The sequence below is a fragment of the Vibrio sp. 10N.261.51.C6 genome, assembly GCF_041471785.1.
GTDB lineage: Bacteria > Pseudomonadota > Gammaproteobacteria > Enterobacterales > Vibrionaceae > Vibrio > Vibrio crassostreae_C.
Genome location: NZ_JBFRPB010000056.1, coordinates 1 through 14755 on the forward strand (window position 1 = coordinate 1; position 14755 = coordinate 14755).

Below are 14755 nucleotides of genomic sequence, written 5' to 3' on the forward strand. Positions count from 1 at the left end.
TTGTGTATAAGAGACAGCCTAATAAGGTGCCTTTTGTCATTTCTTTATCTAAGCAACGCTATTTAGCTTAGGTTTTAACTCTTTTCGCGTCAAAGTTTCACTGTAATCATGACTGAAGTGGTCAACTTGAATCGCTGCGTAGCGAAGTTTGTCTGCTGCAATGATTTGGTCAACTTCGTCTTGAGTAAGAACATCTGCCGCCAGTGCTTGAGCAAGTTTATCTTGCAATAGACCTTTACGAGCCACTTTGCCCTCTTTCACTGCTTTGAAGATCTTACGTTCGAGAGGCTTGATGCTGTACATCGCATTGAACGCATTCTCCATTAGGCCAACACTATCCTCTTCTTCTTTGCCTATGTAGCAAAGGTGAGTTAGACGTTCACGGTGTGCACCCGGAGTCATCAAGCTTTCTGCCAGTTGTACCGTTAGATTATCACTTGGTTTTTCAAAGTGGTTACCGACAGGGAAAACTAGACCTTTAAGTACTTTACCTACCATCTTGTTCGGGAAGTTTCTGTACGCTTCTTGTAGCGATTTAGCCGCGTTATGGAAACAGTGTTGAACCGCGTAGTGTACGTAGTCTAGGTCAGCTTGTTGACGACCTTCATCTTCATACTTCTTAAGCGCTGCAGACGCCATGTATAGGTAACTTAGACCATCACCTAGACGTGCAGAGATAAGCTCTTTACGTTTCAGTTCGCCACCTAGTGTAAGCATTGCGAAATCCGCACTCACTGCAAGCGCACGGCTCAAGCGAGTTAAGTCTTGGTAGTAAGGCTTCGTTGGACCGCTCATATCCGCTTTAATGAACTTAGAGCCTGTCAATGCCGCACCGAACGCACCAAACGTGTTCTTAGTTGCGTGAGAGATATGCTTGAACAACAAGTTATCGAAATCCTTCGCACCTTGCTTCTCATCTGGGTTTGCTGCCGCTTCCATTTCGCTTAGCACGTATGGGTGACAACGTGTCGCACCTTGACCGAAGATCATCAGGTTGCGAGTTAAGATGTTCGCACCTTCTACTGTGATAGCAACTGGAATACCTAGGTAAGGCGCAGCTAAGTAGTTCATTGGACCATCTTGAATTGCACGACCAGAGTGGATATCCATTGAATCATTCAGGATAGTACGCGCCATTTCTGTCATGTGATATTTCGCGATAGCCGTAACGATACCCGGCTTCTCTTTCATATCGAGTGAAGTAGTTGTTAGTGTACGAGTCGCTTCTAGTAGATACGTTAAGCCACCAATACGACCTAAACTCTCTGCAACTCCTTCAAACTTACCAATCGACATACCGAACTGCTTACGAACATAAGCGTATGCGCCGGTCGTTTTCGCCGTTAGGTGGCCCATCGCCGTGCCAAGTGCGGGTAATGAGATACCACGACCTGCAGACAGACATTCCACCAGCATACGCCAGCCTTTACCTGCGTAATCGGCACCACCGATTAACCATTCCATAGGAATAAATACATCGTGACCGCGTGTTGGACCATTCATAAACGCAAGACCAAGTGGGTCATGACGCTCACCAATCACAACACCTTCGTGGTCAGCCGGGATTAGCGCACAAGTGATGCCAATGTCTTCTTTGTCACCCAGTAGCTTTTCTGGATCGTGCAGTTTGAAAGCCAGACCAAGTACCGTCGCCACTGGTGCTAGTGTAATGTAGCGTTTGTTCCAGTTAAGCTTGATACCTAGCGTCTCTTTACCTTCGTGCATGCCCATGCACACAGTACCGACATCAGGGATACCACCCGCATCAGAACCCGCTTCTGGGCCTGTTAGTGCGAAACATGGGATATCTGTACCGTCAGCAAGACGAGGTAGCCAGTAGTCTTTTTGGTCTTGAGTGCCGTAGTGAGACAGCAGCTCACCAGGACCAAGAGAGTTTGGAACCATTACTGAAACCGCAGTACTGATACTGCGAGTCGCAATCTTAGTTACGATAGTTGAGTTAGCGTGTGCTGAGAATTCACGACCGCCATACTCTTTCGCAATAATTAGCGAAAAGAAACGCTCTTTGCGTAAGAAGTTCCACACCTCTTCAGGAAGGTCTCGATCTTCTTTTACAATTTGGTGGTCATCAAGCATAGCGAGCAAGGTTTCAAGCTCATTATCCATGAACGATTGCTCTTCTGCTGTCAGATGAGGTTTTGGGTATTGATGCAGCTTAGTGAAATCTGGTTTACCAGAAAACAGCTCTCCGTCCCACCACACGCTACCCGCTTCCATCGCTTCTTTCTCGGTGCTAGATAGTGGTGGTAGTACTTTTTTAAAGAGTTTAAAAGCTGGGTCACTTACCCATTTTTGTCTTAGAGAGCTCATAGTTCAGATCCTTTTGTTCACTATATTGGTTGTGAATGTTTCGCTTTTTATTGTTTTATTCTTCTGCTGACATGCCAGCGGCTAAATATGGAATAAGAATATCGACCACTGCCTTAGCATCTATCTTTCTGTCATAGTCATTCTCTGCAATTTCTACCAGAGCCTGACTTGATGCCATGGTGAATACACAAGTCCCTAGGGTGAAGTGTAATCGCCAAAATAACTGTTCTTGAGTGAGGTTCGGATTCGCCTTCATTACAGATGTAGTAAACAAAGAAAGTACTTCGCTGTAGCGAGTAGTAATGAACCAACGCAAGTGTCCTTGCACATCTGTATAGCCTCTGCCGATAAGTAACATGAACCGGCTTGTACCATTTGGCCTAACATCATTAAGTGCTCTTAGTGGCTGTCTCAGAGACTCAAACACGTCACTCATAGAATACGTTTCGTTCAAGTTTAAGTTCACTAATGCATCTTGCAGTGCTGGCATAAATGCTTCTAAGTAACGATTGAGTACCGCACGAACCAGAGTCTTCTTATCGCCAAAGTGATAGTTCACTGAAGCTAAGTTGACATTCGCTTTACTCGTAATCGTGCGTAAAGAGGTGTCATTAAAACCGTGCTCAGCAAATAAGCCTTCAGCCACATCTAAGATTTTGTCTTTGGTTGTACTTCTTGGTGCCATTTCAATCACTCGTATTAAACAACTGTTTGAAATATACGCTTAGTACATTTATTTAACAAGCAAGCAACATCACATTTTCACAAATTGGTCGTACCAGTTAATAAAACTCAGCACTAACCGATTGAATCGCTGTGTGTTTACAAAAAAAGAAAAAAATAATGAATTTTCTTGGAACTGAAATGGAAATGGTGGGTCATAAATTATATAGAAAACAGCGTATTTAGAAGTTTAACAGGCCGTCAAACTTGTTCTTCTCACTGCTTTCTTAATTACTGCATTTTCCTTATTAACTCCTATACTTGTATCCGCCCAAACCACGTTGGTTTGGGCTTTTTTTTTGTTTGTTGTTTGGGACGAGAGTGAGCCTTACTTACCCCTCTTCACAGCTACTAACTACAACCTGAACAGCGCGACCGCCTCTTTATATGCTGTCATTTCTTCCTAAGAGTCGAACTACCATGCTTGGCACATTGTTATCACTGGAACTCGTATTTCAAACAACCTACTAGCCAACGTTTACCTATCTGAGTCCAAACCTAATACTACGTTTCCTCTATTTACGGTGCATCCATTCGAAGCTTGCCACTTGCTACTATTGGTAAATTAATCAATAAGGATAGAGACTTACATTCGAAATAAAGCCAACAAACTTAGCAATTTCTTGCAGATGTCCTAAGCTTCGTTTAATACCCTTTTCAATTAAGTAGTTAAACGCTTGTTGGGAAGCGGCGGGAGCTTTTAAAAGTAGAAGGAGACCTACTTTGAGACTGTTGAAATTACCTATTATGTGTTGCTTAGTTATTGCAGAGCCACTCTCTGCTCAAACTTTAGAACAGGCCGTAGCCATTACCTTGGCTACCAATCCTGAGATAAAGAGTATCTTTAATGAGTTTGTGAGTGTACGGAAACGAAATGACGCCGCAGGTGGTGCTTATAGACCTAGTATCGACCTGGATGCTGGTATTGGTTACGAAGGCATAAACCCTGCACCAAATAACGGCCCCGATACCGATCTCACAAGAAAGGAAGCGACGATTTCCCTCACTCAGTTGCTGTGGGATGGTTCATCGACTCTCAATGATATTGATCGTACTGCCGCAGAAGCAGAATCGGTTCGTTTGCAATTGATCGCGGATGCCGAAGACAAAGCGCTGGAGGTAACACAAATCTATCTAGATGCAGTGAAAGCCACTGAAGTGCTGGCACTGTCAGAAAGTAATCTTTCAATACACAAGAAAATCTATAAAGACATAAAGAAACGAGCGAATTCAGGCATAGGTTCGACAGCTGATGTATCGCAGGTAGAAGCTAGGATTGCGAAGGCTCATGGTAATTTGTTGGCCGCACAGAATAATTTGATCGATACCCACACCCAGTTTAGACGAGTGGTGGGTCAAGAACCCCTAGGCTTAATTTACCCAAGAGCCGATATTTCTAAAATTCCTTTGTCGTTAACTGACGCCATTGTTGATGCATTAGACCAACACCCAGTGATCAAAGTTGCAAACGCAGATGTCGATTCAGCCCACTTCCAATACAAACAATCAAAGGGCGTGAACTACCCTACCTTCTCCATCGAGGCTTCTCAGTCGTGGCGTGATGATGCAGGTGGCGATGAAGGCTCAAGTCAAGAGACCCTCGCGATGCTACGCATGCGATATAACCTCTACAACGGTGGTACCGATAGTGCTAATTCAGAAGCTGCAGCTTACCAACTCAATAAAGCAAAAGATCTAAGAGATCGTGCTTATCGACAAGTTGAAGAAGGCCTTCGCCTCTCTTGGAGTGCATTGGATCTGACGTTGCAACAAAAGAACTTCTTGTCTGATCACGTGGATTCGGCGTCAGAAACCGTTATCGCTTATGAGAAACAATATCGAATCGGTAAACGTACGCTACTGGATCTGCTTAACACTGAAAACGAATTGTTTGAAGCCCGCAAAGATTACTTAGATGCGCATTACTCTGAACAGTACGCTAAATACCGTGTAATGAACGCGACAGGCTCTCTATTGAACGCTCTACTGGTCGACATTCCAGACGAGTGGACAACGGCAGTGGAGTATTAATGATGAAAATACCTTACTTATTACTTCCCGTGTTAACGATGACTTTATTTGCCTGTTCAAACCAGCAGGAAGAGGCTTATATCGAGACACCTGAAGCAGAACAGATTGCAGACCTGCAAGACGATGATAGAGATGGTGTGGTGAACGCTCGTGATATCTGTCCAGGTACGCCTGAGACATCACAAGTCGACAATGATGGTTGTGGAGAAACGATTCTTGCGGAAGAAGTCAGACAACTAAAAATACTTTTTGCTCATGACTCATTTGAAGTGAACCCGATCTTCTCAGACCAGATCAGCACGATGGCAGAGTTTCTTGAAACCTACAAAAGTGCCTCGATTGAAATACAAGGCTATGCGAGTAAAGTGGGTTCTAACGAGTACAACTTAGACCTATCAAAAAAACGAGCAAACAATGTTCAAGACGAGTTACTGTCGAATGGTATCGAACCAGAGCGAGTGCGAATTATCGGCTATGGTGAAGAGCGCCTAGAAAGCGTTGGCGACGACCCTACTTCACACGCATTGAACCGTAAGGTAACAGCAACGGTTGTCGGGCTGAATGAGCAGATCGTCGAGGAGTGGACCATATTTACCACGCTAGAAAAATAACATGACACTGTCACTCTGGTCATCCAAAACGATCCGCAATTCATGCCGATCAAAATAATGAGTTGAATCTAGGAGTTTTAGATCATCAATAACTAACCAAACTAAAAATACTAGCAGTTAGGATCAATAAAGCCGAGATAGGAAACCCTATCACGGCTTTTTTGTTCTTTGCTGTCACATGAATCGGGGAGGATGATTCTGTGACTCGTCTTGCTACTCAGAAGTTAGCTTGTTAATCAGTGAATAGGCTCGCCGTTAAACGAGCCTACCCGCTGATTATAGTTTTACTTCTTGTTGCTTTGCTGTTTTCGGTAAAGAAACGCTTAGCAGGAAGTAACCTAGAATTGCAGCTGTTGTAGATCCCATCAGGATGCCTAGTCGAGCTAGTGTGTCAAACTCTACATTCGTTGGGCCAAATGCTAGTGATGAAATAAAGATAGACATTGTAAAACCAATACCACACAGGACAGATACTGCGAAGATGTTCATAAAGTTCACACCTTCAGGGAGCTTAGCAACACCCAATTTCACCGCACCCCAGCTGAATGCAAAGATACCAAGAGGCTTACCAATCAATAGACCCATAGCGATACCAAGCGGTAGCATACCTGTTAGGCTTGAGATTGAGATACCTTCCAATGAAATACCTGCGTTTGCAAAAGCAAAGACTGGCAAGATTGCAAAAGCGACGTATGGGTGCAGAGCATGTTCTAGATGCTTCAGCGGAGAATGTTCACCTTTATTGCCTTTCAGTGGGATAGCAAAACCAATCACTACACCAGCCAGCGTTGCATGAACACCAGACTTCAATACTGCAAACCACAGAATTGCACCAACAATGAGATAAACACTCAGCTTAGTCACATGCTTGTTGTTTAGCATGAACAACACACCAGTCGCGATGAAGCCAACTGTAAGTGCAAGTGTTGATAGGTCGCCTGAGTAGAACAGAGCAATGATAACAACAACACCTAGGTCATCGATAATTGCTAAAGCCAATAGGAACACCTTCAAGCTAACCGGTACACGGTTACCAAGAAGAGCCATAATACCCAATGCGAATGCGATATCAGTCGCTGCTGGGATAGCCCAACCTTGAAGCGCTTCAGGGTTACTTGAATTAAATAGCACGTAAATAAGTGCAGGAGCTAGCATACCACCCACAGCTGCGATAGCTGGGAAGATTGCTGTCTCTTTAGACTTTAATGCGCCTTCTAAAAGTTCGCGCTTAACTTCTAAGCCGATTAGAAGGAAGAAGACAGCCATTAAGCCATCGTTAATCCAATGAGACACAGACATACCAAGAACGTAACTGTGAAGTACACCTTGGTACATTTCGTTCAGTGGTGAGTTTGCTACAAACATTGCGATCGCCGCAGCGATGACTAGTATGATGCCGCCAGCAGATTCCATTTTAAAGAAGTCACGGATGACGTCGGTCATGATTTCGCCCTTATATTTATTATTTAAATAAACGAATAACAAAGAATAACCACGAGTTTATATCCAAGTTTAATTGATAGATAATCACTTCTTCGGATGTTTAACTTCGGTTTTTCCTACAAATACTAAACAATACGTCGTATATTCCATAATGTTGTTATGCACCATGAATTAAGTATAGATGAGATCATCGAACCTGTATGCACAATTCATTGGGGGACGCTAAAAGGCGCAGGCATAAAAAAAGGCTATCAAATTATAGCCTTAGGTGTTTTTCAGTAGCCAGTTAACTGCATAAAGCCTGTCGCTTCATGGCTCCCGCTCGCCTTAATCGGCCCTTCCCAATATGGTATGACAAATGGAAGCCACATATCCCTGCGTATAATACGCGTTGTGAGGTTAATATCATGCTTAGGGACGTTAATGATCCACTGCAAAGGCATCCGTCTTCCATTCATCAACGTTGTATTTTGCAATGGTTGAATGGAAATGTCGGATTCCGTTAATTGGTAAACTTTGCCTGAGCGCGTTGCTAATGTCCCGAATATGTAAGGCAACTGTTGGTTATGACGATAGCGGTTAATGCTCAGCGCTGTGCCGTCATCGAGGTTAAATACAAACCAATCCCAACCTTGTTGGCCCACTCCAAGTAAGCCACTGCCCCACTCTTTATGTACCCACGCAGTTCCTTCCACTTCCTTGGTAACGCCGTCTAGGTTCAACACACCGCTCAACGATAAAAATGGAGCGCTGAAGTTATAAGACGCGACAGGTAATAAGTCGTGCTTTTTCTGATAACCGTTATCGCCGTTGAGCACATAGGGCCCTTTTGCAATGGTGTCGAGTTCTAGTCCAAACGTATCAGTTTGCACTTGAAGGCGCCCGGGGAATGGGGTGTTGCCGAGTGCACGCCAGTTCCAGTTATCAATCCAAAGTCTGAATGGACGATTAGTCATTCCCGCTTGGCCAATACCGCCACGAGCCATGCGCTGTTCTTTCCATACTTTGGACTTAGAAGAGACCACCACATTTGAGATATAGACTTGAGGGCTTTGCCACCCCGGTGTTTCACGTTCGTCCGTTGCGATACGAAAAAAACTCCACTGAACCGAATAGTCTTTACCATCATCACCTTTCAAAGACGCGAAGTAATGCCACAACTCGTGCTGAAACTCTGGGTGGAACTTAAAATCTTGTGGTAGCGAAACATTACGGTCTGGCAAAACAGGTTCGAACACATTGAAGTGTTCATTAACCAATATTGAGTTAACTTCATTCACGCCCTTTTCACCAGGATCGATGAAATAGGAGTAATAACCCCAAACACTTAAAAAGATGCCGAAGAAACTGATTAATAGCAGAGAAGACAGAATTCGTTGTCTTAACTTAGTTGAAGTATTCCGTAAAAACATACTAAAGCGCATCCCTCAGTGACTTCATCGGAGTGTTCCGAATCATTCTCATCACTGGTAAAGCACCAGCTAGCATCAATGCTGCCATGGCCCATGCAAATATCTGCAAATAGTCCCAAGGAATCACTTGTAACTCGAGTGACCACCCAAAAGACTGCTTTATCACGATATCAACAATTAGGCTCGCTAACGCCAATCCGAGCGGAATCGCAATTAAGGAGGAAATAAGCCCAAACACAAACAACTGCAAACTACCTGTCAGGATCAGCTCTTTCGCCGAGACACCCAAACAGCGCTGCAAGGAAATATGCCTTTGGCGAGACACTTCTCCCGCAACCGTCGCGAAGAAGATACCGAAGACGGCGATAACCAAGGTGATGTTACCTAGTGTATCTGCAATCGCGAACGTCCTATCGAACACCCGCATTGCTTGACTGTGAATATTGTTGTTATCGAAAACACGCTCAGAACCAAGTCTAAATACGCTTTCCAATCGGCTGCGAAGCCCTAATGAATTCACATCGTCTTTGAGTATTACGCCAAGTCCGACATTACCCCGCCCTGCAAACCCATACAGCCAGTTTCGATGCGACATCATGACTTGATGGTAAGGGTTACCATAATCGTAATAAACACCGACAACCTGCCAACCAGAGCCGAGACTGTCATAGAGGTCAATGTAGTCGCCAGGCCGAATCCCCAGCTTGAGAGACATCGATTCACTGATCAACACACCTTTAGAGTGATGTAAGTGATACCAGTAATTCGGAATACCTAATTTGATCGTCAGCGCTTCTAGCTCACCTTCAGAAGGACCCGTACTGATCACCTGAATGCTACCAACTGGAGACGCCACATCTTTCTCCCAACGCCACCAAACCGAATCCACTTCAGGTTGGTCGGATAACCAATTACTCATACGAGCAGCGGCATTGTTGGTTGGGTAGATATACAGATCGGCAGCCAAACGCTGTGTTAGCCATTTATCAGTGGTATCTCTAAAGCTACCGACCATGGTTTCTACACCAATATTGGCTGTTAAGGCCAACATAAACGCCATCGTCGCCACGCCACGGTAACTCATACTGGAAGCAGCATCAGCAAAGAACCAGCGAGCGCGAACCCAACGCAACGAATAAGAGAGGCTGTTAAATAACTTCCACATCAAAAACGGGGTAAATAGCGCCACACTGATCAGCATTAGCGCGATAATCGCAAAACCCGTTTCTTGAGTCTGAGGGGCTTGATACACAGCAACAGCAGCAACCAAGAAGCCACAGCCAATCAACGCTTGCCAAGTGAACTCGGTACCCGCAAAACGCATCAAAGACAAACGAGAAGAGAGACGAATCGGTTGAGACTTAAGTAAACGAACCAGTGGCCACGCACACGCTAAGAAAGCACCAATCAATGCCATCAGTAAGCTGTAACCACTCCAACGCCAATTCCAGTCGATCGTTAAGCCGACGTTAGCGTCGTATAAATCGCCCAAGCTTGAAGATACCGCTGGTAACAATTGGTTGGCTAACATGACACCGAATACATTACCGCAGATCCAGCTCAGTACGACCAATATCAACAATTCTAAGCAAAGTGCTTTAGCCAATTGCCAGCCCGATACACCTGTTTGTCTTAAGATTCCGACTAACGGTTGGCGCTGAATAAATGACAACGACATCGCTTGATAGAAAATAAATAAACCAACCACAAACGACAGCATACCCATCGCTTTTAGGTTTAAGTGGAACGCACTGGTCAGCGACTCAAGCTCTGCCTTAGAGCTACGAGAGATCGTCAAACCATTAGGTAACATATTTTTAAGACGTTCAAACTTCTCAGTGGGCATGTCTGAACAAGCAATCACTGAAAGCCCAGCACTGCGTTTAAGCATTCGGAGCAAGGAGATATCCGCAATCAACCTTGTACCATTAATCATATTATTTTGATCAACAACCACAGGACCAAGTTCAGAACCATCCATCAAAGGGATGTAATCACCGTTGTGCCATTCCATGTGTTCAGCAAGATCATCACTGACAAGGATTGGATATGGTGGCTTCATGAGGTTCAAAGCGGTGAGATCTTTTAACGCTATACCAGGTTGTAGCTGAAGCATAGAAACAGGATCTATACCGACAACCATGAAGTTTGCGCCATTTTCATCAGTGATACGATGGTGATCAAGAGGAGAACACTGTTGAAAACCTTCACGGCGAAGTTGGATATAAAAGCCTTGCGGGATTTTATTGGCGTTGTGTTTTGGTCGAATACGGTAAGGAAGAGGATTCGAAAAGAGTTTTTCGCCATGCGCATAGCTTTGTTTGGCGTGTTGGTTGATAGCAGTAACACCAACCAAAAGTGATACGCCGAGGGTTAAACCAAGCCATACCAAAATAATCTGCAGTGGGTAACGTCGATAGTGACCGAGTAGTGCCTTAACTACGGGCCATAACATGCAGTTGCCCTCCTTGCAGACGGATCCTACCATCCATATGCAGAGCTACTTTTTCACTGTGTGTTACCAACAGCAACGTACATTCTAATTGACGAGCCAAAGAGGTCAGCAAACGCATTACCGCTTCTGCATTACGCTCATCTAAACTACCGGTCGGCTCATCGGCCAGCAATATTTTTGGTTCCATATACAGCGCACGCGCAATGGCCGCACGTTGTTGTTGGCCACCAGACGCTTCTTCAGGGTAACGGCCAAGTAAAGGCATAAGATCTAAAGCAGAGAGAATCTGTCTCCAGAGACCTTTGTCTTCAGGTAAGCCTTTTAACTGGCGGCAAAAACGGATGTTATCGGCAATATTTAACGTTGGCAGTAAGTTGAATTGCTGAAAAATATGGCCAATGTTGTTTCTGCGATAAGCGGTGCGGTCACGCTCGGTTGAGTCGTGCATATTGAAGTGAGGAAAAGCGATTTCACCTGAGTCCGCTAGGTCTAAGCCCGCGATAAGATTCAGTAAAGTACTTTTACCTGAACCGCTTTCTCCCATTAATGCCAGCTGGTCACCTTGGTTTAATGTTAATTCAGCACCTTGCAAAACAGGGTGAAACTCCCCCCCATCGACATAGCCTTTACATAGGTCTGACAGCTTTAACATTAAACAGCTCGCATTAGTTAGAATTTGGAAGGAGAATCTACACTAATTCCCTGTTAGGAGGAAGTATTTTGAAAGATAGATCACACGCCAACGATAAAGTGATGCGATTGGTGCGCCCTACTTCAACTTCCTATCAAGTTTTTAATCCATTTTCTTGTTTTCATGCGATAGAGCGACTCGCCCCACTTGAGGACTTCTTCCGTTAGGAAAAGCAGATATACCCACTCAGGTGGAAACTTAAAATAGATAGCCGCGATGGCTGCCAATGGGATACCGATCACCCACTGAGCAATCAAATCTTGATAGAGGCAGAACTTCACATCACCACCCGCTCTCAACACCCCAACGATCACAGTCAATGGCACCGAGCGAAAGACAATACCCACACAGAGGATCAGAATGAACTTCTCTGAGAGGGCTCTGGTTTCTTCCGTCAGTGCGCTAAAGGCATTAAGTATTGGCGTTTGAACGAAATAGAGAAAAACGGCTACAACAATACTAGTTAAGAAACACAAAATTGTTAAGCCAAGCGCTTGATAGTAAACCGCTTCATTGTTTTTTGCACCAAGTTGATTACCCACCAAAACAGCTGCCGCATTCGAAAGGCCAATCAATAAACTCAATGAGATAGATTCAACCGGCGTCATGACCGATAGCGCAGCCAGACCTTGAACGCCCGATTGCCCCATGATCGCGTGGTAAGCAAACAAACCACCCGCCCATGCTAAGAAGTTAAACGTGGTCGGCAGAGACAGCTTCAAGAAGCGAACCACCTTATCAATCGAAGCTGCCGCTTTAATATCGCAAAACTTAAATGCTAATAAATGCTTAGAGAAATAGAGATAACCAAACAAAGTCGCGACTTCAATCGCGCCACTCAGTACCGTCGCAATCGCCGCACCTTTGATTCCAAGCGCAGGAAAGCCTAAGTTACCGAAGATCAGCACCCAGTTTAAGAACACGTTAGACAGGATGCCGATACCGCTGAAAAATGTACTTAGCCCGGGTTTGTGCATCGCTCTCAAACCCACAGCCATACTGCTGACACACGATACCGCTAGCATGCTAAATGACGTAATTACGATGTATTCAACGCCTAAGTTAATGACCTCTTGAGAGTCGGTCGTCACGCCCATGATTTGTGCAGGAAATGAAACGAAAAACGCGATAGTCAGTAAAGCAAACAGTGTCGACACCAGCCACGTCAGCGCAGTGCTTTCTCTCACACCTTGTCTATTACCCGCGCCCCAATATTGAGCAGTAAGAAGAGCACCGCCCGTGGTCACACCCACCAGCATAATGGTCGTCACGAACATCGCTCGGCTCGCCACACCCACAGCTGCGATGTCTGCTTCGCCAAGTTGGCCCAACATCAATACATCCACCAAGCCTCGGCTTGAAAACATAATGCTCTGCAAGGTGATGGGCAGTGCAATCGCAATAAGCCTGCGAACAAAATCACCTCGTGTGTGATGAATAATTGAAGAGAGCAACATAGAGAGATACCTAAACGGAACGTATTGATGAATAAAGATAAATATCGCGCTATTATATCAATGTTCGGTTTTTAACCACAGATATAAATGGAGTAACAATGAAGAAAGTACTGGTTTTAGGCGCTTCTGGATATGTTGGTTCGCAACTCCTCCCTCTCCTGCTTGAGCAAGGCTATCAAGTCACGGCAGCAGCAAGGCATATCGACTATTTAAAGGCACGGACCGAGCCTCACGAAAGCTTATTGCTTGAGTATCTTGATCTGGCCGATCAAGCTGCGACACAAGCCTTAGTCCCCGACTTTGATCTTATCTTCTTTCTCGTCCATGGCATGGCGGAAGGCCACGACTTTATCGATTATGAGCTGAACTTAGCCCGTAACTTTGTTTCTGCTCTTGGGTCAAAGAATCAACACGTCATCTACCTGAGTTCTTTACAGCCTCAGACTGGTGATTCAGAGCACCTTCAAGCGAGAAAGAAAACCGGCGAACTGCTTCGTAAAGGGCCTGTACCCGTTACCGAACTTCAAGCTGGCGTGATCATTGGCCCAGGATCTGCGGCATTCGAGATCATGCGAGATTTCGTGTACAACTTGCCGATTATGATTGCGCCAAAATGGGTTGACTCTAAAGCCAACCCGATTGCTTTGCAGAACCTGAACCACTATTTACTAAAACTCGCACAAGACACGCCTAACGAAAGCCAAACCTTTGAGGTTGGCGGGCCGGATATTGTCTCTTACCGAAACCAATTTGCTCATATTGCCAAAACTGCCGATCGTCCACTCAGGCTATGGGCGACATCGCTACTGACACCAAAGATTGCTTCATATTGGTTAGGCGTGGTGACTTCTGTACCGTCTAACATAGGTAGAGCACTACTTGCAGGCTTAAAGCACGACTTCATCGCCAGTTCGACCATCATTAGAGAAAAGTACCCTCAGAAGCTTATCTCGTTCGAAAATATGGTTGAACAAGCCATTCACGCTGAAGGAAACTTTGTCAAAAGCAATGTATGGGGCTTTGATAAAACCGCATTCAAACGCTGGCAAGCTGGGTATGGCTATTACCCGAAGAAAACAGGCGCAAGTATCACCTCAAGCGCTTCATTGGAATCGCTTTGGCATGTTGCTCAGCAAATCGGAAGCCCGAAGCAAGGTTACTTCTTCGCTAACACTTTATGGCGCACACGCGAATGGTTGGATGTTCTTTTCGGTGGCGGGGTGCCTGTTCGTCAAATGCCAGAAGGCCCCAACCTAAAAGTCGGTGACAAAATCGATTCATGGAAGGTCATTCGCTGTGAAGAGAATCAGTTTTTATCTCTGCTTTTCGGTATGAAAGGCCCCGGTTTAGGGCGACTCGAGATTACCGTCTCTGACCACGGTGACTCTCGCGAGCTGAACATTTCAGCGTGGTGGCACCCTAAAGGCTTTCTAGGGTTACTGTATTGGTTTGCTATGATGCCAGCCCACCTGTTTATTTTTAAAGGCATGGTGAAGGCAATTGAGAAGCAGGCTAAAGAACAGGATTAAAAGCAGATGCGGGATTCGAGTGACGAGATGCGAAAAGATTAAAAGCAGATGCGAGATTCGAGTGTCGAGATG

Annotated in this window: 10 protein-coding genes; 3 read left to right on the plus strand and 7 right to left on the minus strand. The window is 45.0% G+C overall.

Annotated elements, in window-relative coordinates; all coding sequences use genetic code 11:
• Positions 1-48: 48 nt before the first annotated feature.
• Positions 49-2331, minus strand: a complete 2283-nt coding sequence (locus AB4375_RS15375) for an acyl-CoA dehydrogenase (RefSeq protein WP_372051933.1) — start codon at positions 2329-2331, stop codon at positions 49-51.
• 55 nt (positions 2332-2386) lie between these two features.
• Positions 2387-3016 (minus strand): TetR/AcrR family transcriptional regulator, encoded by a 630-nt coding sequence (locus AB4375_RS15380; RefSeq protein ID WP_017065403.1) that lies wholly within the window; start codon positions 3014-3016, stop codon positions 2387-2389.
• Positions 3017-3777: 761 nt separating this feature from the next.
• Here AB4375_RS15380 and AB4375_RS15385 point away from each other — a divergent pair.
• A complete protein-coding gene (locus AB4375_RS15385; RefSeq protein WP_372051934.1) occupies positions 3778-5085 on the plus strand; it encodes a TolC family outer membrane protein in 1308 nt (435 codons plus the stop codon).
• Positions 5085-5696, plus strand: a complete 612-nt coding sequence (locus AB4375_RS15390; RefSeq protein ID WP_372051935.1) for an OmpA family protein — start codon at positions 5085-5087, stop codon at positions 5694-5696. The genes AB4375_RS15385 and AB4375_RS15390 overlap by 1 nt, the downstream gene beginning before the upstream one ends.
• Positions 5697-5972: 276 nt before the next feature.
• On the opposite strand, the gene nhaA is transcribed toward AB4375_RS15390, so the two are convergent.
• From nhaA to AB4375_RS15415, 5 genes are all read right to left on the minus strand, one after another.
• Positions 5973-7139 (minus strand): Na+/H+ antiporter NhaA, encoded by a 1167-nt coding sequence (nhaA, locus tag AB4375_RS15395; protein ID WP_010441484.1) that lies wholly within the window; start codon positions 7137-7139, stop codon positions 5973-5975.
• Between the two features lie 275 nt (positions 7140-7414).
• On the minus strand, positions 7415-8563 hold the full coding sequence (locus AB4375_RS15400; protein ID WP_372051936.1) for a lipocalin-like domain-containing protein: 1149 nt from the start codon (positions 8561-8563) through the stop codon (positions 7415-7417).
• Entirely contained in the window at positions 8553-11006 is a 2454-nt protein-coding gene (locus AB4375_RS15405; RefSeq protein ID WP_372051937.1) for an ABC transporter permease, read from the minus strand. Before AB4375_RS15405 ends, AB4375_RS15400 begins: the two co-directional genes overlap by 11 nt.
• Positions 10987-11658, minus strand: coding sequence for an ABC transporter ATP-binding protein (locus tag AB4375_RS15410; RefSeq protein ID WP_017060385.1), 672 nt, complete (start codon positions 11656-11658; stop codon positions 10987-10989). The genes AB4375_RS15405 and AB4375_RS15410 overlap by 20 nt, the downstream gene beginning before the upstream one ends.
• Positions 11659-11780: 122 nt before the next feature.
• Complete coding sequence (locus AB4375_RS15415) at positions 11781-13154, minus strand: MATE family efflux transporter (protein ID WP_372051938.1); 1374 nt, start codon at positions 13152-13154, stop codon at positions 11781-11783.
• Positions 13155-13252: 98 nt separating this feature from the next.
• Here AB4375_RS15415 and AB4375_RS15420 point away from each other — a divergent pair, with 98 nt between their 5' ends.
• Entirely contained in the window at positions 13253-14683 is a 1431-nt protein-coding gene (locus AB4375_RS15420; protein ID WP_372051939.1) for a DUF2867 domain-containing protein, read from the plus strand.
• Positions 14684-14755 lie beyond the last annotated feature (72 nt).